General features: G+C 51.2%; 23 protein-coding genes. 14 read left to right on the top strand and 9 right to left on the bottom strand.

Annotated features, from left to right (window positions below; all coding sequences use genetic code 11):
* The first annotated feature begins 11 nt into the window (after positions 1-11).
* The 10 genes from QZQ97_RS02080 to QZQ97_RS02040 all read left to right on the top strand — a co-directional run bounded on the left by QZQ97_RS02080 (position 12) and on the right by QZQ97_RS02040 (position 8,520).
* Positions 12-1,043 carry a methionine synthase gene (locus QZQ97_RS02080; RefSeq protein ID WP_311992030.1) on the top strand — a complete coding sequence of 344 codons (1,032 nt, stop codon included), beginning with the start codon at positions 12-14 and terminating at the stop codon, positions 1,041-1,043.
* A 410-nt stretch (positions 1,044-1,453) separates the two neighbouring features.
* Entirely contained in the window at positions 1,454-2,374 is a 921-nt protein-coding gene (locus QZQ97_RS02075; protein ID WP_311992029.1) for a LysR family transcriptional regulator, read from the top strand.
* Between the two features lie 123 nt (positions 2,375-2,497).
* A complete protein-coding gene (locus QZQ97_RS02070) occupies positions 2,498-2,695 on the top strand; it encodes a tautomerase family protein (RefSeq protein WP_311992028.1) in 198 nt (65 codons plus the stop codon).
* 119 nt (positions 2,696-2,814) lie between these two features.
* A complete protein-coding gene (locus QZQ97_RS02065; protein WP_311992027.1) occupies positions 2,815-3,168 on the top strand; it encodes a putative quinol monooxygenase in 354 nt (117 codons plus the stop codon).
* 33 nt (positions 3,169-3,201) lie between these two features.
* On the top strand, positions 3,202-3,849 hold the full coding sequence (gene grxB / locus QZQ97_RS02060) for a glutaredoxin 2 (protein ID WP_311992026.1): 648 nt from the start codon (positions 3,202-3,204) through the stop codon (positions 3,847-3,849).
* Positions 3,846-4,067 (top strand): AraC family transcriptional regulator, encoded by a 222-nt coding sequence (locus tag QZQ97_RS24525; RefSeq protein WP_330696277.1) that lies wholly within the window; start codon positions 3,846-3,848, stop codon positions 4,065-4,067. The genes grxB and QZQ97_RS24525 overlap by 4 nt, the downstream gene beginning before the upstream one ends.
* A 179-nt stretch (positions 4,068-4,246) precedes the next feature.
* The gene (locus QZQ97_RS02055; RefSeq protein ID WP_311992025.1) at positions 4,247-4,879 is read left to right on the top strand and encodes a YbhB/YbcL family Raf kinase inhibitor-like protein; all 633 of its coding nucleotides are present in this window, start codon (positions 4,247-4,249) and stop codon (positions 4,877-4,879) included.
* 28 nt (positions 4,880-4,907) lie between these two features.
* Positions 4,908-5,792, top strand: a complete 885-nt coding sequence (locus QZQ97_RS02050) for a helix-turn-helix transcriptional regulator (RefSeq protein WP_311992024.1) — start codon at positions 4,908-4,910, stop codon at positions 5,790-5,792.
* Positions 5,793-6,402: 610 nt separating this feature from the next.
* A complete protein-coding gene (locus QZQ97_RS02045; RefSeq protein WP_311992023.1) occupies positions 6,403-7,698 on the top strand; it encodes an MFS transporter in 1,296 nt (431 codons plus the stop codon).
* A gap of 15 nt (positions 7,699-7,713) precedes the next feature.
* Positions 7,714-8,520 (top strand): substrate-binding domain-containing protein, encoded by an 807-nt coding sequence (locus QZQ97_RS02040; protein ID WP_311992022.1) that lies wholly within the window; start codon positions 7,714-7,716, stop codon positions 8,518-8,520.
* Here QZQ97_RS02040 and QZQ97_RS02035 read toward each other — a convergent pair.
* The 3 genes from QZQ97_RS02035 to QZQ97_RS02025 form a co-directional block, all read right to left on the bottom strand.
* Complete coding sequence (locus QZQ97_RS02035; RefSeq protein WP_311992021.1) at positions 8,495-9,394, bottom strand: LysR family transcriptional regulator; 900 nt, start codon at positions 9,392-9,394, stop codon at positions 8,495-8,497. The two genes, QZQ97_RS02040 and QZQ97_RS02035, sit on opposite strands and share 26 nt — an antisense overlap.
* A gap of 234 nt (positions 9,395-9,628) precedes the next feature.
* Positions 9,629-10,735 carry an ABC transporter substrate-binding protein gene (locus QZQ97_RS02030; RefSeq protein ID WP_311992020.1) on the bottom strand — a complete coding sequence of 369 codons (1,107 nt, stop codon included), beginning with the start codon at positions 10,733-10,735 and terminating at the stop codon, positions 9,629-9,631.
* Between the two features lie 403 nt (positions 10,736-11,138).
* Positions 11,139-11,525 carry a nuclear transport factor 2 family protein gene (locus tag QZQ97_RS02025; RefSeq protein ID WP_311992019.1) on the bottom strand — a complete coding sequence of 129 codons (387 nt, stop codon included), beginning with the start codon at positions 11,523-11,525 and terminating at the stop codon, positions 11,139-11,141.
* A gap of 329 nt (positions 11,526-11,854) precedes the next feature.
* On the opposite strand from QZQ97_RS02025, the gene QZQ97_RS02020 reads away from it, so the two are divergent.
* Positions 11,855-12,763, top strand: coding sequence for a LysR family transcriptional regulator (locus tag QZQ97_RS02020; RefSeq protein WP_311992018.1), 909 nt, complete (start codon positions 11,855-11,857; stop codon positions 12,761-12,763).
* Positions 12,764-12,936: 173 nt separating this feature from the next.
* Here the strand turns inward: QZQ97_RS02020 and QZQ97_RS02015 are convergent, their stop codons facing one another.
* Entirely contained in the window at positions 12,937-13,107 is a 171-nt protein-coding gene (locus QZQ97_RS02015) for a hypothetical protein (protein ID WP_166728712.1), read from the bottom strand.
* A 140-nt stretch (positions 13,108-13,247) separates the two neighbouring features.
* Between QZQ97_RS02015 and QZQ97_RS02010 the strand changes: the two genes are divergently transcribed.
* Complete coding sequence (locus tag QZQ97_RS02010; RefSeq protein ID WP_311992017.1) at positions 13,248-13,601, top strand: hypothetical protein; 354 nt, start codon at positions 13,248-13,250, stop codon at positions 13,599-13,601.
* Positions 13,602-13,768: 167 nt separating this feature from the next.
* Here the strand turns inward: QZQ97_RS02010 and QZQ97_RS02005 are convergent, their stop codons facing one another.
* On the bottom strand, positions 13,769-14,398 hold the full coding sequence (locus QZQ97_RS02005; RefSeq protein ID WP_311992016.1) for a hypothetical protein: 630 nt from the start codon (positions 14,396-14,398) through the stop codon (positions 13,769-13,771).
* Between the two features lie 54 nt (positions 14,399-14,452).
* A complete protein-coding gene (locus QZQ97_RS02000; protein WP_311992015.1) occupies positions 14,453-14,884 on the bottom strand; it encodes a hypothetical protein in 432 nt (143 codons plus the stop codon).
* Between the two features lie 372 nt (positions 14,885-15,256).
* Between QZQ97_RS02000 and QZQ97_RS01995 the strand changes: the two genes are divergently transcribed.
* Complete coding sequence (locus QZQ97_RS01995) at positions 15,257-15,592, top strand: hypothetical protein (RefSeq protein WP_311992014.1); 336 nt, start codon at positions 15,257-15,259, stop codon at positions 15,590-15,592.
* A gap of 288 nt (positions 15,593-15,880) precedes the next feature.
* Here QZQ97_RS01995 and QZQ97_RS01990 read toward each other — a convergent pair whose 3' ends face one another.
* Together QZQ97_RS01990 and QZQ97_RS01985 are read right to left on the bottom strand one after the other, a co-directional pair.
* On the bottom strand, positions 15,881-16,759 hold the full coding sequence (locus QZQ97_RS01990) for a hypothetical protein (protein ID WP_311992013.1): 879 nt from the start codon (positions 16,757-16,759) through the stop codon (positions 15,881-15,883).
* Between the two features lie 386 nt (positions 16,760-17,145).
* Positions 17,146-18,033, bottom strand: coding sequence for a MurR/RpiR family transcriptional regulator (locus tag QZQ97_RS01985; RefSeq protein WP_311992012.1), 888 nt, complete (start codon positions 18,031-18,033; stop codon positions 17,146-17,148).
* A gap of 421 nt (positions 18,034-18,454) precedes the next feature.
* Between QZQ97_RS01985 and QZQ97_RS01980 the strand changes: the two genes are divergently transcribed.
* The gene (locus QZQ97_RS01980) at positions 18,455-20,584 is read left to right on the top strand and encodes a TonB-dependent siderophore receptor (RefSeq protein ID WP_311992011.1); all 2,130 of its coding nucleotides are present in this window, start codon (positions 18,455-18,457) and stop codon (positions 20,582-20,584) included.
* Positions 20,585-20,686: 102 nt separating this feature from the next.
* Here the strand turns inward: QZQ97_RS01980 and QZQ97_RS01975 are convergent, their stop codons facing one another.
* Positions 20,687-21,952, bottom strand: a complete 1,266-nt coding sequence (locus QZQ97_RS01975; RefSeq protein WP_311992010.1) for an MFS transporter — start codon at positions 21,950-21,952, stop codon at positions 20,687-20,689.
* Positions 21,953-22,040: the final 88 nt, after the last annotated feature.

The raw sequence follows: 22,040 nt of genomic DNA, 5'->3' as shown, positions 1-22,040 counted from the left end.
GGTCATCTATTATGAAGAAGTTATTACCGACGTCGACTGCCGGCAGTTTACCCAAGCCCTCTTGGCTGGCTCAACCTGAGACACTTTGGTCACCCTGGAAATTGCAAGACCAGGAATTAATTGACGGCAAACAAGATGCTCTGCGTTTGTGTCTGGAAGATCAGCAGCAGGCAGGTATCGATATTGTCAGCGACGGTGAGCAAACGCGCCAACATTTTGTCACTACCTTTATTGAGCACCTCAACGGCGTTGATTTTGAGAAACGCGAGATCGTTAAAATCCGTAATCGCTATGAGGCGAGTGTCCCGACCGTCGTTGGCCCTGTGAGTCGCCAAAAATCTGTTTTTGTCGAAGATGCCAGGTTTTTGCGCCAGCAAACCGACCAACCCATTAAATGGGCCCTGCCTGGTCCCATGACCATGATAGATACGCTATATGATAACCACTATAAAAGCCGCGAAAAGCTGGCCTGGGAATTCGCTAAAATTCTCAATGAAGAAGCCAAAGAATTAGAAGCTGTTGGCGTCGATATCATCCAATTCGATGAACCCGCCTTTAACGTTTTCTTTGATGAGGTGAACGATTGGGGCATTGCCACGTTAGAAAGAGCCATTGAAGGGCTTAAATGCGAAACCGCAGTACACATTTGCTACGGTTATGGCATCAAAGCCAATACCGATTGGAAAAAGACGCTGGGAACAGAGTGGCGACAATATGAAGAAATTTTTCCAAAACTGCAAAAATCCAATATCGATATCATCTCACTGGAATGTCAGAACTCCCATGTTCCCATGGAGCTGATGGAACTCATTCGAGGTAAAAAGGTGATGGTTGGGGCCATCGACGTGGCAAGCAATACCATTGAGACACCGGAAGAAGTCGCCGCTACGCTTCGAAAAGCGCTTCAGTTTGTAGACGCCGACAAGCTCTATCCTTGCACCAACTGCGGCATGATCCCTCTACCTCGCGGAGTGGCAAGAGGCAAGCTGGATGCGTTAAGCGCGGGCGCAGAGATCGTCCGAAAAGAACTCTTGGCCAAATAACGTCGCCAAAGAGTAGATGGCTTGAAGGAAGCTCAGTCCGGGGGTTAGCGGACTGAGCTGTTCTTCGTTGTTTAACACTACGCGTCAGTGACGTCCGCTTCCAGGCCAGACTGAAGGATCGTCAGGTCTGCGATGAGCGAGGAACGGACGTTATGGCCCAAAACGAAAACTACCCTATCATTGGCCTGCTTTCTTGATTGTTGCCCTGATTGTTTTGGCACTGATCGGCGACCCTATAGTTGCCCTCAAACGTACGTCAGAAAAATAAGATCCATGAAAATGGCGTAGTAAAGGTTGTTATTTTCTGCGTAGTGCCAGTTTCTTTACCCTCTGATTGCTCCTCGTTTGCGTTGTTTTGCGTTTCGACTTTACGCTAAAGTGTCCTTCTGATTTTCATCCAGGCGCCTACGATGTCGACCGTGATTTCTACCGAATCTTTCAGCAACATCGTCCACTTTGTGACGGCCGCAAATTCAAGTAGTTTTACCGAAGCCGCTGTACAGTTGGGCGTGTCGAAATCAGCAATTGGTAAGAGTATTCAGCGACTTGAGCATAATCTCGGCATCCCGCTATTTCATCGCACCACGCGTAAAATAAGCCTGACCACCGAGGGCGAAGCATATCTGGCAAGCTGCCAGAGTGCGCTTGAAACCCTGCAAATGGCGGAAATGGCGCTGCGTTCAAAGCTTACAGAACCCACTGGCACAGTGAGGATAGATCTGCCTGCGGCCTTTGGCCGCTCGGTGATGATGCCGGTGCTGATGGACATGACAAAACGCTACCCATATCTGAAGCTGACCATAACTTTTAACGACCGCATCATTGACCCGCTGGATATTGGTTTCGACCTCTCCATCCGCTTTGGTCCGGTGAAAGACACACAGGATCTCATCGCCCGTAAACTGAATGATCAGCATCTGATTATCTGCGCGTCTCCCGCCTATATCTCGACTTACGGCACACCTGAAACGCTGGCCGATTTGGTACACCACCGCTGTATTTTAGCTTGGCGTGGTGGAGCACCACTTAGCTGGCTCATCCGTGGCGAGAACGGGAAGGACATCAGACTTAAACCCGCGCCTTTTCATCAAATCAGTGATGGCGATGCGATGATCGATGCTTGTATTGCCGGAGCCGGTTTGATTCAGTTTCCCGAGGCGTTACTGCGGCCACATATACAGAGCGGCAAGTTAGTGCCGCTGCTCGCTGCCTACAATCCTGCGCCCACCGAGCTCAATGTGATATGGCCCCGCGCTCGTCATTTGCTGCCAGGCGTACGCTTCATCATTGATGAGTTAATTGATTTAGCCGCACAAAAAGCATTCGAATGATTGTAGATATAAGTTCTACACTCTGTCCTCTTTTAGCCTGTTTATCCACTTAAGTTATCAGCGTAGGATTTCTTCTAACGTCAGTTTGACTGACAATTTATCCACTCATGAAGGGGTTCTACCATGCCAGTAGTTAATATCCAGATGTTCGATGGTCGTGATGATGCTAAACCCGCTATTGCTAAAGCAGTGACTGACGCTATCGCCACCCATGCCAAAGTTGATCCACAGTATGTCTATGTCATTTTCAACGACGTAACCACCGACAACTGGGCAATTTCAGGTGAGATTTTTTCTGAGACGCTGAAAAAATCGAGCTGACATTCAGCGCTCCTTAGCCTACCTGCCGTTATGCCCCGCGCATAACGGCATATTCCTTTTGAGGGGAAGTCTCTCTCTTCTTTGCACGTTCACCTGCTCCCATAATTCTGGAGGTTACGATGAAAAATGAAATTACCTGTGTGTTTAACCTGGCAGTCAATGACGGACAACTCCCTGCGTTTAAAGAATTAGTTTCACGCGTGGTAGAAGCCACCAGTAAAGAACCCGGTACGCTGAGTTATGTCTACAGTGTCGGCGACGACCAGAAAACGGCAAGCATTGTTGAGCGTTACCGTCAGGAGGATTTGGTGAACCATGTTGATCACACGTTCGCGCCTTTTGCCGAAACCTTTCTTTCTTTGGTAACCATCACCGGACTGACAGTCTATGGCGAACCTGATGATGAGATCCGCACAAGGCTGGACCCGTTTGGTGCTGTGTATATGAAACCATTTGATGGATTTACGCGTTAATTTTTTAGAGTAAATACCATGAGAAACACTGCTATGAGACTTTATGTTTACGATCACTGCCCGTTCTGCGTACGTTCACGTATGATCTTTGGCCTGAAAGATGTGGCGTGTGAAATCATTACTCTGCCAAACGATGATGAAGAAACCCCAACGCGCCTCATCGGCAAAAAAATACTTCCAATATTGGTCACTGAAAGTAATGAAGCGATCGGTGAGAGTCTGGATATCGTCCAATACATCGATGAGACCTACGGTTCGTCTGTTCTGACGGTGCCTGACAATCCGGCAATAGAAACCTGGATGGAAGAGGCGACAAAACTGATTTATTCGCTGGCGATCCCGCGCTGGGCAAGCTCTGACTTTGAAGAGTTCCATCGGGATACGGCGAGAAAATATTTCGTCAACAAGAAAGAAGCCGTTTTCGGCCCCTTCCCGCGTTTACTGGAACACACCGCAACTATGTTGCCTGAGATAAATGCAAAACTTGAGGTTCTTGAGTTGTTGTTAGCACAGCAAGAGAGAGATACCGTGCATTTCTCGCTAACGGATATCCGTCTTTTCCCGCTGTTGCGCTCGTTATCCATTGTTAAAGGGATTCAGTGGCCGCCACTGGTTGATGCATGGCGGAGAGAGATGGCTGCTAAATCCCTGGTTAATCTCAATGACGACCTCGCTATCTGAGTCCGCGTCTATTACCCCTTCAGTGTGGGCATGAGGCCCGCCAGCTGTTACTCACCGGCGAGCATCGCACGTCTGACGCTGCCTTTATTGTCGGCTATGAAAGTACATCACCGTTTAACCGCGAATATTTGCGGCAGTTCGGGGCGCCTCCCGGGCGCGACATGCAACAGATACGGGAGGCGATTGATATATCGACAAGAACAAACCGTCACGGTTAATTCGGGCGCTCACGAGCCGGCCGTAGTATGTTCGAGTGCCCGCTTCCCGCAGTGGGTTCAACCACCCCAACACATCCAGTCATAATGACAGTTTAAGGAAGTAATTTGACCGGATGAGTAAGCCTCAGGATGTGTAATGACCGTATAATCGTGTTTTCCGCAACTGATAAGGCAATAACATGAAATTATACAGCCACAGTTTTAAAGACGGTGAGGCCATCCCAGGCAAGAACAGTTTTGCCGTTTATGATCCTGAAAACCGCATTCGTTTATCTGATAACCTCAATCCACACCTTGCCTGGGAAGATGTGCCGGCAGGCACACAGGCGCTGGTGCTTCTTTGCCACGATCCTGATGTGCCAACCAGTGCAGAAGATGTTAATCAACCGGGGAAAACCGTTCCGGCGTCTCTGCCGCGTACAGATTTCTATCACTGGTCGCTGTTGAACATTCCGGCGGATCAAGGCGAAATCATTGAAGGCGCTCAGTCCAGCGGCATTTCTGCCAGAGGCAAGCCGGGGCCTTCCGCGCCAGACGGTCTGACTCATGGTATCAATGATTACACCGCGTGGTTTGCCGGTGATGAGTCAATGGCCGGAACATATTATGGCTATGATGGCCCCTGCCCGCCGTGGAATGATGAATTGGTTCATCATTACATATTCACGTTATATGCGATTCCGATGCCGGCATTAAACGTAGAAGGAGAGCTGACTGGCGCTAACGTTCGTCGTGCGCTGGAAAACAGCAATGTACTGGCAACGGCCACGCTGACCGGGATCTATACCCTGAATCCGGACGTCAGCGTTTAACCCACCACGAACCATCAACAGGTAAATCATGACCAGAGAAAGTCGATTAGTTGTCCCGGATGAACCGGACGCCATGAGCAATGAATCCCTTTCCTGGTCAGATTATTATGGCAGCAGTCTCAGCCGCGATAATCTGGTGTCGGTGGCTTATCCGCAGCTCAGGGTGAGACAAAGCACACCCTCATTTTGCTTCTTCGAACCGACGGTGCTAATCGTACTGGCGGGGAGAATCGAATTTCTGACCTCCGGAGAAAGCCATACTCTGGCTGATACTGCCGCCGTGGGGTTTATAGATCAGGGCGTCATTGCTGATTATACCAAGTTTCCTCCGGATAACGGCTCCCCGTTCCGATCGCTGTATCTGACTTTCAGCGCCGATGTGCTGGAATCTTTTTATCAGTTCTCGCAAAGCCATTTATCTCTCTCCGGTGACAGAAAGAAGCCGAAATTTACCGCGATGGCGCTTAACAGCGCGCTGCGAGAGTCGTTACACACGCTGCTGAAAAGCCTGGCGCAACCGAATCTCAGTGATGCAAGAATACGTTTGAGGATATTCGACTTGCTGCTGGTACTGGCAGAACAAGACATTCATTTTGCTTTGCCCCGGCGACAGGGCGTTTTACCGCGCTTAAGCAATCTGCTGCGTGCTTCGCCAGAAACCGACTGGACCGCGCGCTCTGCCGGCGAAGCGTTGGCGATGAGCGAATCCACCCTGCGCAGACGCTTACGCGAGGAAGGGGGCGGCTTTGAGAAGTTGCTCGTGGATATACGCATGCACCACGGCCTGATGCTGATACAAACCACCCGCTGGAACATGGCGCAGGTGGCCGATGCCTGCGGCTACAAATCGGTTTCGCGTTTTGCTGAACGATTCACCCAGCGCTTTGGCCTGCCACCTTCACGGCTGCGCTAGCCTTCTCATCAGGGTGTGATCAGCGCGAGTTTGGTTGGGGCCGGTTAAGGGTTTGCGGCAGATTTGTTGTGGCGGTCAGATCAGAAGCGAGCCAAACACCACGTCACAAAAACCCCGTAGCGGACGGTCATCTTTTTCCACACGCATACGCAACAGCGCACCTTCCCAGCGGTTAAGTATGAACGGCGCCAGATTAGTACTGCTGCAGATCCCTGAGCCTCTTTGATGCAGTCCTCAAAAAGTTTGGCCCACTGCATAAAGATAAGCGAATGTCTGATCTTTGCGGAGGGCAGAAGCTCATTTCCGGGCTACTCTCGCGAAAAACCCAAGCGCCCCCCTTTTGCCCCCCGCTCAGCATTTTTCTGCCCCCTTCGCCTTATATGAAGCCTGTCACAAAACGCGCATGAAGTTTTTAGCCTGTAACGAACCAGACAGCACAGGGCAATCTTGTTAACGGCCTGTTACAGCTTGTTGCGCCAAATTGTTAACATTCATTCATGCGCCAAACGCATCAGTGCATGCGTTTATTGCGCTTATTTACTTTATTTTCATGGTCCAGTCTGCAGAAACAGATGCGGTTAAAAGCGTCAATGACAAACTGGAGATAAAGATGCATTCACCTAACGCACCAATGACAACTCGGGCAAGGACCAGCGCGATACTGCGTGTGACCTCCGGCAACTTTCTGGAGCAGTTCGATTTTTTCCTGTTCGGATTTTATGCCACCTACATCGCCCATACCTTCTTTCCGGCCAGCAGTGAATTCGCCTCGCTGATGATGACCTTCGCGGTCTTTGGCGCGGGCTTTTTGATGCGCCCTATCGGCGCAATCGTGCTGGGCGCATACATTGATAAAGTCGGCAGACGTAAAGGGCTGATCGTTACCCTGTCGATCATGGCCGCCGGGACCTTCCTGATTGTGCTCATCCCGTCCTATCAGACGATCGGGCTCTGGGCGCCGTTGCTGGTGCTGGCCGGCCGTTTACTGCAAGGCTTCTCTGCAGGCGCAGAGCTGGGCGGCGTATCGGTTTACCTGGCCGAGATTGCCACACCAGGCCGTAAAGGCTTTTACACCAGCTGGCAGTCCGGCAGCCAGCAAGTGGCCATTATGGTGGCCGCGGCAATGGGCTTCGCACTGAATGCCTTCATGGAAGAAAGCGCCATTCGCGAGTGGGGCTGGCGTCTGCCTTTCCTGTTCGGCTGCCTGATTGTGCCTTTCATCTTTTTCCTGCGCCGCAAACTGGAAGAAACCCAGGAGTTCACCGCCCGCCGCAACCACCTGGCGATGCGCGACGTGTTTAAAACGCTCCTGGCGAACTGGCAGGTGGTTATCGCCGGCATGCTGATGGTCGCCATGACCACCACCGCGTTTTATCTGATCACCGTCTATGCGCCGACCTTCGGTAAAAAAGTGTTGATGCTCAGCGCCTCCGACAGCCTGCTGGTGACCCTACTGGTCGCGATCTCCAACTTCCTTTGGCTGCCGGTAGGCGGTGCCCTTTCGGACCGTTTTGGCCGTAAGCGGGTCTTGGTGACCATGGCGCTGCTGGCGCTGGTCACTGCGTATCCGGCACTTAGCCTGCTTGCCGAAGCCCCCAGCTTTTCGATGATGCTGACGGTACTGCTGTGGCTGTCCTTCCTCTACGGCCTCTACAACGGCGCCATGATCCCGGCATTAACCGAGATCATGCCGACGGAGGTTCGGGTTGCCGGTTTCTCGCTGGCCTACAGCCTGGCGACCGCCGTCTTTGGCGGGTTTACGCCGGTAATTTCTACCGCACTGATTGAGTACACCGGCGATAAGGCCTCACCCGGCTACTGGATGAGCTTTGCCGCGCTATGCGCATTACTGGCGACGCTTTATCTGTACCGCCGCAGCACGTTGTCACTACAAACCGCACGTTAAATCAGGGATTACGTCATGCAAAAAATTTATCGTTCACTGCTCGCCACACTGGTGCTTTCCTCTGTCAGCACGTGCGTGCTGGCCAAAGACGTGACCGTCATGATTTCAGGCGGGTTTAAAGCCGCACTGGAAAAACTGGCCCCGCAATTTGAAGCGAAAAGCGGCGACCACATCATTTTGGTGTCCGGCCCTTCTATGGGTAAAACGCCCCAGGCGATCCCCGCGCGCCTGGCTCGCGGAGAAAAGGCCGATGTGGTGATTATGGTGGGTGATGCGTTGAAAAATCTGGAAAAAGACAACTGGATCCAGCCGGGTTCACGCGTGGAACTGGCCGACTCGCCGATTGGCATGGTGGTCAAACAAGGCGACCCTAAACCCACGATCCAAAAGGATAGCGATCTGCGCAATACCCTGCTGCAGGCCAAATCCATTGCCTATTCGGACAGTGCCAGCGGCCGCTATGTCAGCAACCAGTTGTTCAAAAAACTGGGTATCGAAGACCAGGTGAAAGAGAAGGCGCACATGATTGAGCGCATTCCGGTGGCATCCGAAGTGGCGAAAGGGAAATATGCGGTAGGTTTCCAGCAAGTGAGTGAACTGCTGCCGGTGCCGGGCGTCACCTTTATCGGCGAGCTGCCTGAAGATGTGCAGTACATTACCCGCTTTGCCGGCGCGGTCACCGCCAAAGCGGAACACCGCCAGGAAGGCAAAGCGCTATTGGATTTCCTGTCTTCCGCCGAGGCGCAAAACACCATTCGCGCCACCGGGATGAGAGCCGTGAAAACTGAACAGCCGGTTAAACAGCGTGATACTGTTCAGTGATCAACTTTTCCAGCTCGGCGGCAACGTAAGACTGCATGCGTCCGCTGCGCCTGATCAGGCCAACCGTGCGTTTCACCACCGGGTCGGTCAGCGGCAGGTGCGTCAGCACCGAATGCTCTGACGCCGGCATCGACATGGCGGGCACGGCGGCGATGCCGACGCCCGCTTCAACCATGCCCAGCATGGTCGTCACATGGCGGGTTTCACAGATGCTGGGGCGCTCGGGAATGATGTGTTCCAGCATCTGATCAAGCAAATTACGGTTACCGGACGTCTTATCCAGCCCCACATAATCCTGCTGATAAAACTCGCGCCAGGTCAGGCTTTTTTTACTGGCGATGGGATGATCGCGCCTGCAGGCCGCCACATAAACATCCCCCACCAGCGGCAAAAATTCGATATTGGGTTGCAGGTTTGTCGCGAAACAGATGCCGAAATCCGCCTGGCCGCTGGCCACCGCTTCGATGACGTTACCTGCACTGCTATCGATAAGCTTGACGCGTACCCGTGGATAACGGGCCTGGAAACGGCGGATCACGTCGGGCATGAAATAGTAGGCCGCCGAAGGCACCGTGGCGACGGTGACCAGCCCCACGCGATCCTGACTGACCTTATTGATGTCCGCCAACACCAACTCGACATTCGCCAGTAACTGATCTGAACGCTCGGCAAAGGTCTGCCCATACAGTGTCAGCGTGACGCGCCGGGTGGTTCTGTCGAACAACTTAATGCCCAGCGCGGATTCCAGCTTCTCTATCCTGCGGCTCAATGCCGACTGCGAAAGGCAGATGGACTCCGCGGCAAGCCGAAAATTACCGTATTCAACCAGCGCTCGGAAGGCATAAAGATCGTTGAGATCAAAATTCACGGGCATAGCGGCAGACAATCCTTTCAGAGGCGGCAAGGGCTTAGAGAAGAGATGATAGCCGCTTATTGGGCAACGGCAACCTTTTAGAAAGTGATCGACAGCCTTCTCTTAAGACACTGACAAATACCCCACCGCATGCCATTCAAAATGCTGTTCGTCGGTAATAAAGCCCCCACGGCATGAGTTCACGCGTTTAACGGGGGCCAATAGTGAAATCCGCTATTTAAAGCGGATTAAAATTCACTTCCATGCAGATATAGCGAATGTCCCTTCGGGTTTCACCGGCAGATACTTAGCATAGTAATCCAGGTAATTCTTTACCGGATCCACATCTTTAAACTGCTCTGGGTAAAGCGATTTGGCAATGAACTGAATCATGGCGAAATCGGACAGCGTTCTGGATGCGCCTTGATAGACACCGAAGAGCTGTTTGTTTTTTATCGCGGGCAGCGAGGCCCAGCCATTACGCGCAGAAAAACCGATAAGTTGCTGAGTAGCGATGTTTTTATCAACGCCAACCCCCATTGACAGTGCCGACGAGACCTTGTTGTTTTCTCTTCCCGAGATAAAAATCGCATCCGGCATCGCAACCAGAAGCTGCTCTGGATTAATGACGCCCCACCACTCAAAAAGTGATTCAGCTATATTGTTCGCGCCGGCGAGTTTCAGCATCGCCCCCCACATGTTCTCGCCATAGGTAAATGAATATTCGCCTGGCCCCTTATTACCAAACTCAATATAAACCTTGGGTTTTTTCAGGCCTGAACTATTTACTCTGCGTTGCACATCCGCAATGTTATTGGCGTAAAGGTCCGCGAGTTCCTGGGCCCGTTTTTCTTGCCCCGTCAGTATTCCAAATATTTTAGTGGAGCTGACATGCTTTTCTACCGTTTGAGCATTGTAGTCGATCACAACCACCGGTATTTTCAACGCTTCAAGGCGAGACACTTCATATTTTAAAGCGACATACTGCCACTGCGCCAAAATAACCACATCAGGTTTTAACGAGATGATATTCTCAAGCGAGATATTATGGAGATCGACTTCACCGATATCGGCGATACGGGCAAGAGACGGCATCTGTTTAACATACATATTCCAATTGGCAGGTACTTTTCCCCGCCATGCTTCCCGCGAAATACCTATTACGTGATCGAATGCGGCTTCCCCGCCCACAGCCATGTAATCTTCAAAGTTAAAGCCTAAAATAGCCCGCTTTACCGGCGTATCGACAGTAACCTGCCGCCCCATAACATCGGTGAAGGTCGTGGTGGCTGCATTAGCGATGCCGGACACCGTTAAAATAACGGTGAACATCATAAAGGTGATTAAATTTCGAACGCCCATAAAATGAAAATCCTCGGGATTTGGGTTCACTCTTAGAATAATTTATTCTATTTTCTTGAAATCAAGATGAAAATGATAATAATTTCTATTAAAATTAACATCAACTGCAATCGTTTCACCCTTTAGATTTTGTGTAAAAAAACCAGCCTCATCATAAAACCCAGCAGCAACAACCAACTAAAAAAACAAAACCAGCATAGAAAACCACAACAAAACAAAAACCGAGATACCGCTTTAGAATCGGCAAGGGTCCCGCTTTTACGCCGTTAAATGGGTTTTAGAGGGCCATGGCGAAAATATCACCATGGCCAGATACTGCCTCGCCGGGTTAATTGAGCGCTTTCTTTCCAGCCATTCGCTCAATGACTGCATGCCCCCGATAACGTTTCAACTGACGCGGGCCTTAGGCCGGCACGGGGTCGAGAAACACGTAAAGCTTGGTGATCTTGCCGTCGAGGATCTCGACAATATCGAGCCCGGTTATCGCCGGTGGCCCTTCTTGCGGCCCGAAATGCCAGCGCATGCGGCCGACGCCGTGATGCCCGACCGCCGGCCCGAAGGTGCCGAAAACAAAGCTCGGAGGTGCCTTCGACAAAACCTCGTCGACGACCTGTTCGATACCTTCATACCCGCTAGCTGCGACGCCCGGTTCGTAGACCTGGACGTTTTCGGCATAGATCTCTCGGATCGCCGCACGGCGCTTCTGCGTATCTTGCTCGGCGAACACGCGATGGATAGGCGCCTGCATCACGGCGTCGTAATCGATAAAGGTTTCCCTGGATATGCTCATGATTTACCTTTTGGTTAAGTGAGTACTGCGCTTGAAAGTTCAGGATTGAACGCGGGTTAGATTCAGTTCGGCTTGATGCACGCCCCCGGCGGCATGCGCGTTGGGGCGGGTCTTCACGCTCATGCGGACCAGGGCTGGACGTGTTAAATGCTTTGGCTGCAATGACTGCCTCTTTGCGTTTAACGTTAAGGTTCTTCAAAACCGGCCCTGCATCTGCTCCGAATGGCCATCGGCCAGCCCTTCTGGCTCCCGGAGAGGTGACTATGCGTTATTCTATTTTTGTCATAAAGTATGCCAATCGAAACCCATAGTTATCGCGAAAAGACACAATGCAAGATCTCGAGTCTCTGGCCATTTTTGTACGTATCGCGGAAATGGCGAGCTTCACCCATGCGGCGGAAAGCCTCGGCATTCAAAAAGGCCGGGCATCGAACGTGGTGCGCCGCATCGAAGCGGCCATGGGTGTGCGGTTGCTGCACCGCTCGACGCGCACCGTGCAGTTGACCGAAGATGGGCGCGCTTTTTACAACCGCGCACGCGCGTTGCTGGCGGATGCCGAAGAATTAAATAGCCTATTCGCAGGCAGTAACACACCGCTGCGCGGGCGGCTGCGCATCGATCTGCCCACCGAACTGGCCCGTACCCCGATCGTGCCCGCACTCCCTTCGTTTATGGCCACCTATCCTGAAATTCAGTTGGAGATATCCAGTACCGACCGGCGTGTGGACCTGATTCAGGAGGGCATAGATTGCGCGCTGCGAATCGGAGAGATTGTCGATGAAACCCTTGTCGCGCAGAAGATGGGCGCTTTAAGCATGGTCAACGTGGCAAGCCCCGCTTACCTGAAAAACCACGGCGTGCCCCAGACGCTTGAGGATTTATTGGCGCAGGAACACCGCATGATTCACTACGCGCCAATATTGGGGAGCCGGCCGTTTGGATGGGAATACCCTAAGGGCGACGGCTACGCCACGCTGATGCTGGCAGGCTCCATCAGCGTCAATAGCGTGCAGACTTACCATGCCGCAGGTCTGGCCGGTTTGGGGCTGATCCAGGCGGGACGCTCAAGCCTGATCGAATATATTGAGAAAGGCGAGCTCATAGAGATTCTGCCGGATTTGCGCCCCAAGTCGTTGACCGTTTCATTCGTCGTCGCACACCGGCAAAACTTATCGCGCCGCGTACGCAGTTTCATGACGTGGTCGCAGCAGGTATTGGCGCCGTATTTGGATAAGTAGAGGGCCGAGGGTAAGTATCCTGCTTAAAGCAACCATGCGCTTTTAGCGATCTCCGACATAGTGATTATGTTCCAGGGGGAGATCGCTGGCGTCACGCATTGAGAGAGTGTGTTAGCGGGTAGCTCTTGCGGTTGGCTTTGAGGATTACCGTTGGGGCTACATAGACTGCCCCCCTAACCTTTCGGTTCGATACCTCGGGTTTGGAGTTCTTTACGCAGAACGCGTTTTATCCAGGTCGCCAATGTCTTGTCGCCATCCTTGCGGGCTTGTTCTTCTAATTGCGCACGGAACTCGTGGGACAGCCGAATTTGATACTGGTCTGTTTTTGATTTTTCGATTGACATTGTAATTACAAAATCCTTAGCATGGGATGGTTGTAATTACACCGCAATTACAGTGTATTTTGCAACACTAAAGAGCAAAGCCCGGCAGTGCTAGGAACACTAACCGGGCTTCTGACCACAACATTATGAGGACTAATGCTATGGCTGACACCGATAGTAACACGCGCTCGTCTTATCAATCACTGCCGGATTGCGCGAGCCTTTATTCCGCCATGAATGCCGCGCTGGCTCATTTGGACTTTTCAAACATCGACGAGAGCGAACGCTCGCAGGTAGCGGAGTATTGCGCCGAAACCCGTGCCGGGCTTTGCCATTGTCTGAATTTCATTGGCGATGCATTAATTACCTTTGCCGATAATGACGTGTGCGAATCTACGCCAGAAAGCTTGTGCCAATTGGGGCATGGGCTAACCGCGATAAGTTTGCTCATCCCCACGCTTACCGATATGCAAAGACGTGCACATGCACTAACCGCCAGATACCCCTCTGAATAGCACATACCTGATTAAGGCCCTGCCGTTAGTGGCTAACGGTCGGGGCTTTTTTGTTACCGGGGTCCCATTTGTCAGTTATGAGCGAAAAACGGACGTTAAAGTCATATAGGTAGGTGAGAATTTCTATTGATTCCATTCTATGGTACTGGCTGAATTCAAACAGCCCATTACTGGGGCTGTTTTGGCTCGTTTACATTGCCTACATCGGTTACACCCGGTATCGGCGATGAGGGAATTAATGTGTCCACACCATTTTTAAGTGCATCACGGGCTGTATCGCGAATACCAGGTTTTACGAGAGAAATGATACCTACCAAAATAATGGTTGTAACCACCGTAGCCAATAGTCCGGAAACACCACCACTTATCCAACCTAAGAACCAGGAACCAAACCGCTTCGCAAAATGCGGCTTTGCTAAATTGGCGCTATAGACAGCAGCGTTCTCACCCCATTCAACCCATTTTTTCTTTAATTCTTCATCATGAGCCGCTTTCATATCAGTTATTCGCTGTTCATAAGCACTTTCAACGCCCTGACTAACCGTCAAAATCAGTTGGTCTACGGCTCTCCGCGCTTTGGCGCGGTAATCATCCAACTGACGCTCGGAATAAGCGATACCATCATGAAAGCTTTCAAGCTCAGTATTAACCCGAACATCAGTCATCCTACGCGAGCGGCATTGGTTGGCGCGGTCATCTTTGTCGGCTTTATACATTGCATAGGCTATCAACTGTTCTGGATCGTCGGAATCTTTAACGAGTTCAGTGAACACCCATTTTTTTTGCTGCGTCGTCATTTCTCACCACAAAAATAAAACGCCCCAATATAGGGGCGTCAAAAGATATTGTTTTTAGCCTTTGCGTGCTTTGTTAAAGGCCTCTTTGAAGAAGTTTCGCCCTTCTGACTGCGATAAGACTGAACCAGCGAGTGATTTTTGCACTCCAGAAGCACCCATGTTTCGCTCTTCTGACTGCGATAAGGCTGAACCAGTGAGTGATTTTTGCACTCCAGAAGCACCCGTGTTTCGCCCTTCTGACTGCGATAAGGCTGAACCAGCGAGTGATTTTTGCACCCGAGCAGCACCTGGGCTCACCAGTCCGTTAGATACCTTGTGATGAACCGCTTTTCTACCTTTAGCATGGCGGTTCTCTTGCGACTTAAGTGCGCCAGAAGTTTCTACTTTTGTCGTAGTAATCTTCTGACGAGCTACATCCGCAACGGCTTTTTCTCCGATGCTGCGAATCTCTTCGGCAGTAAGCGCAGGCATGCGATATATGGTCATAATTTATACCTCCGTATATGCAATGAGTGTATACCGACCAACAATTGTTTGCATCAAATTAGACGACTTAATTTACACCTATGCAAACGGCAAAGATCAAAGCCTTTGCGCTGTAGGCGCTTGATTGTGTTTTAAAATATTCAGTCTTGGTTAACCCGGTTAGCTCTAAGCCGCCTCAGGAAGAGCTTAGGGCAGCTATGAGCGATGAACGGAAGCTCGTTTTCGGGTAACATAATCCATATGCTAGAGGATCTCTAAAAGAGAATGGGCCGTCTAAGCGGGATACTTACAACGATTCTTGCCGTATTCACAGTAAGCACTCTATTTGGCGTATTTTTATTCAAATAGCAAACACCAATAAAAGGATTTTTCATGAACAATATTCCATCTATGCCGCAGTTAGGGATTTATGTCTCGAAAATCGATCCCACCCTTCGCATTACTGTAACCGACGTCGATATTGTTGATGACGATGATGACTCTCCTGATGATGAATTGTTTTATTTAGTCCGCTGGATCGAGGGGGAAGATGAAAGTGATATGTCTGCGATGGAATTTGAGCTAGACCCAGTAGAGTGGCAGGCTTTTGTTGAGTCTGAGCAATTAGTGTTTGAGCGTGATCCGTACATGGATTCAGTCCCCGAAAATTCAAACCTTGCGAAAATTCGGGATTTACTCATGAAGACTAAACAGCATGATCGTTCGTAAGCATCAGGAAAGAGGCTTAGCGAGTGTTATCTATTTGTGGCAAACGAATTCGCGAGCAATTTGCCACCAAAGGTGAAGTACTTTCACATGAACGCTGTTTAATAAATAACGCGTCTGACCTGCTCCCCGTTGATCAACTCAGACTGTTGTTAGCAACGTCCGCTTCAGCACAGAGCGGACAAGCTTACTGAGCCAAAGGTCCGTCATGAGCTGTGAGTTCAACGGGTCGATGCAACGCATATTAATTGATGGGAAGCGGGTCAATTATTTGAAAGAAGACTAATCGAGTCATGTACGTAGTTTTTTGATGTTAAATTTTATTTCTGTGATTGTAGCCTTAAGTACCTGTAAACAAATCTTAGCTGTATGCTCTCTTGGTGTGAAGCCTGATGACATTTGCTGATAAGGATGAATATAATTACGAAAGTCCCTTAAAGTATGCGAGAACTTATAAGTGTCAAGTTGAATCAGTTCTAAATCTTTTGCTACATCAATAAAGGCTGCGAGATTCCAGTCATGAAAAGGTAGAACTTTACCTTCACGATTCTTAGGAGAAGACTTCACCGTATTAAATGCTCGCGGATAACTAGAAGCTAATCCAAGAAAAACTCCTTCTAAAGTACTGCCAGCGATTAGTATCGTAGAGAGGTAAGCTGCCGAACTATAAGTTTTTTCAATTTCATCTACTCGCTTGTTCAGTACGTCAGTTACATTAAGGTCTAAGCCTAAATCAGAGATAGTGAAGCCACTAAACTCGCGACTTAAAAAGTCAGATTCAGATAGGCTACTGGATTTCACACTATTCTCGTTTAACTCCACTTTATGAAGCTTCTTGAAAGTTATTTCAGCTTCGTTTCTAACGACTTGCCATTTATCAAAAGCTAAGTACTGGTTAAACTCAAAAATATAGCGGTCCAACTCATCAATACGACTAATAAAATTGACAGGATTTAATACTTCTTTAATGCACTTATCAAGTTGTGGAGTTCCATTGATTTTTTCTAAACAATCATCTGTATACTTCCAACGAGAGGGGAAGCCTTGTCCATATGAATGATTAAAACCTAGGGCATTAAAAAACTTAACCAAATTAGGTCCAGAACGATACTCAGTCCCTTCATTTATCAAGTCTCGAAGTTTTTCACTCGTTTTGCTGCTGATGATCATTCAAAATCCTCTAGAATACATGACACATCTTGGAAAGAGAAACTGCATCTTTTGTATCGCTATAATGCCGTTTTTATTCTGTTACATCAAAGAGAATTAGTGCGTTAGTAATGGTTCGTGCAAGCTAGGTTGCCGACGCTTCCTGAGTAGGATGTAAGGCTCTTCTGTGAGTATGCACCCAAGCGGACCATGCACTTTTAGATATCTGACATAACGTTTGTAATGTCCTAGATGTCCGCTTTTGGCACTAACCCGACTATCAGTCCCAGCCCCCCGGTTCATCCCGCCGAGCGCCGGACTGGTTGTCCTACCCAACAACATTCCCCCACGCCCTCCGCCCACTCACCTAAAACTACACCACCAAATGCCAGATGCCAGACGCCCCCCTACTTCCGCCCCGCCCCTTTAAGCCCGCGATTTAAATCCTGAATGCGTTTCATGGTTTTCATCGTGCGTGCAGAGGTGGCCGAGGCGACGGAAAGAATCAGCATTTCCAGGCACACCAATACGGTGCCGTGCAGCGGTAAACGGCCATTCTCGCCGCCACGGGGAACGTTGATCACGACATGCGCTTCCCCGGCAAAAAATGAGTCGCTGGCGTTGGTCAGCAAAATAATCGGGATGCCAAGGCGCTTCGCTTCGCGAATGGTCGTCCTCCCTTCCCTGTGCGCCGACTTCTGCGCCATCATAATCAACACGTCGCCGCGCTGGAGGGTGATCAACTGTTCGGCGAGGGCAATGCCGGAGCGGTTAAGCGATACCGCAGGAATGCCGATGCGATTAAACAGCCGGGCGCTGTAGTCGGCCAAAATCCCGGAGGCATTAATGCCGAATAGCGCCACCTGGCGTGCCTCTATCAGCAAGCTCACCGCTTGCGAAATGGCCTGGCGGTTTTGCGGTTCAGATAACACGTCGCAGGCGCGTTTATGCCCGCCCAACACGAAATCGATGCCGGAATTGATGTCACAGGCCAGATCGCTCACGGTCGCGTTCATCTTTTCTTCTGAGTTAATCGCGGTGCCGAACCAGGCTTCCAGCGTGCTTTTCATGTCGCGCAAACCGGCAAAGCCCAATGCCTGTACCGCCCGCACCACGGTGGCATCCGAGGTGCCCGTCGCTGCGGCAATCTCCATGGCGCTCGCTTCCATTACGGCCTCGCGATGCTCATGGATGTAGCGCACCACCGCCTGTAATCGTGGTGAAAGGGCCGCCGCACGCGCACGGTAACGTTCGCCAAAAACATCGACACGTTTTTTTATTTCATTTCCCGTCATCGCCATTACCATTATTTTTGCTTCAATCCGCTTGTTTTTCATCGTTTTATTGACCAAGGCCATTCTGCAAAGGCCGCCTCGTCCACGCTAAATGTAGTAGCCGTCAGGCTATGAAAATAATCCTATCGCGGTCGGCCAACGGAACACCATCACCAATCCGCAACCGACAACCCAATAAAATCACTTTAAATACATAGCACTACATAAAAATAATCACCCACTTAAAACGAGTCATCTTTTTGCACGCCGCTGTAGTGGCGGGTTTAATTTTCATATTTACTACTACATTGCCCTATGATTGAATGATTATCAATTACATTGATGCAAGCGCATTCCTTACCCTGGCGGTTTCACTTAAAAGCAGCCGGGTTTTTATTGGCAAAAAGAAAATAACAACATCATTAACACCGGGTTTAATTAGATGAATAACAACGCATTGTTTTATTTTAAACGCAGCTGCCATCCGGCCATTCTTGCCGCAATCTATGGCGCCGCGTTTTTCACCTCAGGCGCCAGCTATGCGGCATGGAACGACAATACCCTCACCGTTACCGGGCAAGCGACAGACGAACAGGGTTACAGCGCCAGCAACAGCTCCGTTGCCGGCAAAACGCCAACCGCCAGGCTGAATGAAGCGCAGTCCGTCAGCGTAGTCACCCAACAACAGTTAGAAGACTATCAGGCCGAAAGCCTGGCCGATGCGATGCGTTTTGTCAGCGGCGTCACCGAAGGCAACACGCTGGCGGGCACCGAAGATGGCTTTGTGCGCCGCGGTTTTGGTTCCAACTCGGACGGCTCCATTTACCGCGACGGCGTGCGCAGCAGCCAGGGGTTGAATTTCGATGCCACCACCGAGCGCGTTGAAGTGCTGAAAGGCTCGGCTTCGCTGCTGTACGGCATCCAAAATCCAGGCGGCGTGATCAACGTCGTCAGCAAAAAACCGCAATACGACTGGCACACCCGGGTCAGCGGCCGTTACGCCAGCGAAGGCGGCGGTGCAGGCACGGTAGACGTCACCGGCCCGCTCGGCAACGGTTTTGCTTTCAGGCTGATTGCCGAGAAACAAGATCAGGACTATTGGCGCAATTTTGGCAGTGACGAACACACGCTGATCGCCCCGTCGCTGCAATGGTTCGGCGAAAAAGCGAACTTCCTGATCAGCTATTCCGAATATCGCTACGACATTCCTTACGATCGCGGCACCGCCTTTATTGACGGCAAACCGGTCGATATCGGCTATAAAAACCGGCTGGACGACAAGGCTAACCATGCCTGGGGCCACAACAAAACGCTGAATGCCCAGTACGGCTGGCAGTTCAACGAAGACTGGAGCACCCGCCTGACGCTGGGCTGGAACCAGCGCCGCTACGACAACAACGAAGTCCGGGTGACTGGCGTCAACACCACCACCGGCGCCGTCACGCGCCGTGCCGATGCCAACCGCGGCTTCAACCATAAAACCAAATACGTCTCCTGGGACCTGCTCGGCTCGCAGAATATCTTCGGCATGACGCACGATATCGTGCTGGGTACAGATTATGAGATGAACCAGACCTATCGCGCGCATCAATACCAGGGCAAGGCCAACAACAACTTTAACCTCAACGATCCGCAATATGACATGCTGTCGCCCGTGACCAACGGCAGCACGGAAAACACCGCCAACAGCAATAACCTGAACCGCATTCACAGCCGTTCGGTGTACGCCAAAGACAGCATTTCGCTGACGCCGGACTGGATCGCCGTGTTGGGCGGGCGCTACCAGCATTACGAGCAGCGCGCCTCCAAAGGCTTCAACCCGGTGGTGGAAACGCTGGATGACGAAGGCAACAAGTTCCTGCCGCAGGCTGGGCTGATTTATAAACTGACGCCGGATGTCTCGCTTTACGGCAGCGTCAGCAAATCCTTTACGCCGTCCACCAACGTCGACGATGACGGCGACGTCGGCAAGCCGGAACAGGGCACCACCTGGGAGATGGGCAGCAAGTGGCAGGTTTCGCCACGCCTGTTCGCCAGCGTGGCATTGTTCAATATTGACGAACGCGACATGTCGCTCAGCATCAACGGCGCAACGCGCGCTATCAATAAAGCGCGCTCTCGCGGTGCGGAATTCGAACTGAATGGCGAGATCTTGCCGGACTGGGAGCTGAGCGCCAATTACAGCTACACCAACGCCAAGATCATTGACGATGGCGAGAATTCCGCGAATAACGGCAACCGTCTGCAGAATGCGCCACGCCATTCAGGCGCGCTCTACCTGAGCCATAATCTGGTGATCGGCGGCATTCCGGGCGACTTCCGCGTCGGTGGCGGCGCGCGCTACGTCGGCACGCGGGCGGGCGATCCGGAGAACAGTTTCACCCTGCCGAATTATGTGGTGGCCGACAGTTTCATCGCCTGGAACAACCGCCTGTTCGGCGAGAAAACGCAGTTGAAGCTGAACCTGAACAACCTGTTTAATGAGCACTACTACACCTCCAGCGGCGGCAATCTGCGCGTGCGCGAAGGGGAAACCCGTAATCTGATGGTGCAGGCGAGCGTTGAGTTCTAAGCCGTTCCGCCCTCTTTAGCCTGACCGAAACAAAAAGCCCGCTCGGGGCAAACCTGAGCGGGCTTTTTGTCGGGGCCGTTCCCTGGCTCCCGTGCGTTGGCGTTACGGCGTGGCGGCATTAGCCTCCGCCGATGCACGCAGGCCGCGCCCCGTCAGCGTGAAATAGGAAATGACGGTAAAGGTGGTAGTGATCAGGCCAAGGATCAGGTAGGCCTGATGGAAACCCACCGAGTCATACATTCTTCCCACCCAAGCGGAAAGCACCACGCCCGAAAGCTGTTTGGACAAATTGAAACCGATCAGGAACAAGGTTGCCGACACCCGCGGATCAAACACCGAAGAGATGTATTTAAAGGTGCCCACCAGCAGGAAAGGCAGCTCAAACATATGCAGCGTTTTCAGTAAAATCACCTCAATGCCGCTGCTGGCGAAGGACGAGCCGATAATCCTCACCGACATGATGGCACCGGCCACCAGCAGCGCATTTTTGGCGCCGATGCGGTTAATGATAAACGGGGCGCAGAACATGATGCAGGCATTCAATAACTCCCCGCCGGTGGTGACAAAACCGAAGATCTCGGTGCCCCTTTGCGGCGATGAAAAGAAGCCTTTGAAAAAGTTGGCGAATTGCTGGTCGAACACGTCGTAAATACTGGCGACGCCGATAACGTATAACAAGAAGGCCCAGAAGCGCGGCATTTTCAACAGCTCCAGCGCCATGGCCAGCGAGAACTCGCGCTGATTCGCCCCCAGTTTGTCCATCACCTGCGCCGTCTGGTTCGGTTGCGGGCGGGAAACAATCAACAAGACGGCCAGCACCACCCCGAACCCGGAGGCGATCCAGAAAGTAATGTTGGGGTTAATGCTGAACAGCAGCCCGGTTATCGACGCGCAAATGGCCCAGCCCACGCAGCCGGAAACGCGAACCTTGCCGTATTCAAAACGGTTGGTGCGGCTGACGCGTTCAATATAGGCCTCCACGGCACCCGCGCCGCCGGAGAACACAAACCCCAGGTAAAGTCCCCCCGCCAACGCGCCGGCATAAATATTGTATTGCAGCAAAGGCGCAAGCACGTAAATAAAGAACGGCGCGAATAAAATCAAAAGAATGACAATCGCCCAGAGCAGGTGTTTGCGCAGGCCCAGCTTGTCGGAGATTAAACCGAAAGCCACCTGGAAGATAATGGCAAACAAGGCAATAAATGAAAAAACCATCCCGGTTTCAGTTTTGGTGAGGTGATTGACATCCGAAAGCCATATCGGGAAAAAAGGGAAATACGCCGACATGATGAAATAGTAGAAAAAGAAGAAAAGCATAAAATAAATAAAGTTATGCCGTTCCTGTGCCGAGAGCTGAGTCAATTTCATAGTGTCACCTGGATTATTATTTTGTAATGGGGGAAATAGACCCAAAATAATTGGAGTTGCATCACGGCGGCAAGGGAGCGCATCCCGA

Source organism: Serratia sp. root2, from assembly GCF_031931805.1.
Taxonomy (GTDB): domain Bacteria; phylum Pseudomonadota; class Gammaproteobacteria; order Enterobacterales; family Enterobacteriaceae; genus Serratia; species Serratia inhibens.
The sequence above is the reverse complement of the archived record's forward strand: the minus strand, read 5'-3'. Positions and strand labels throughout refer to the sequence as shown.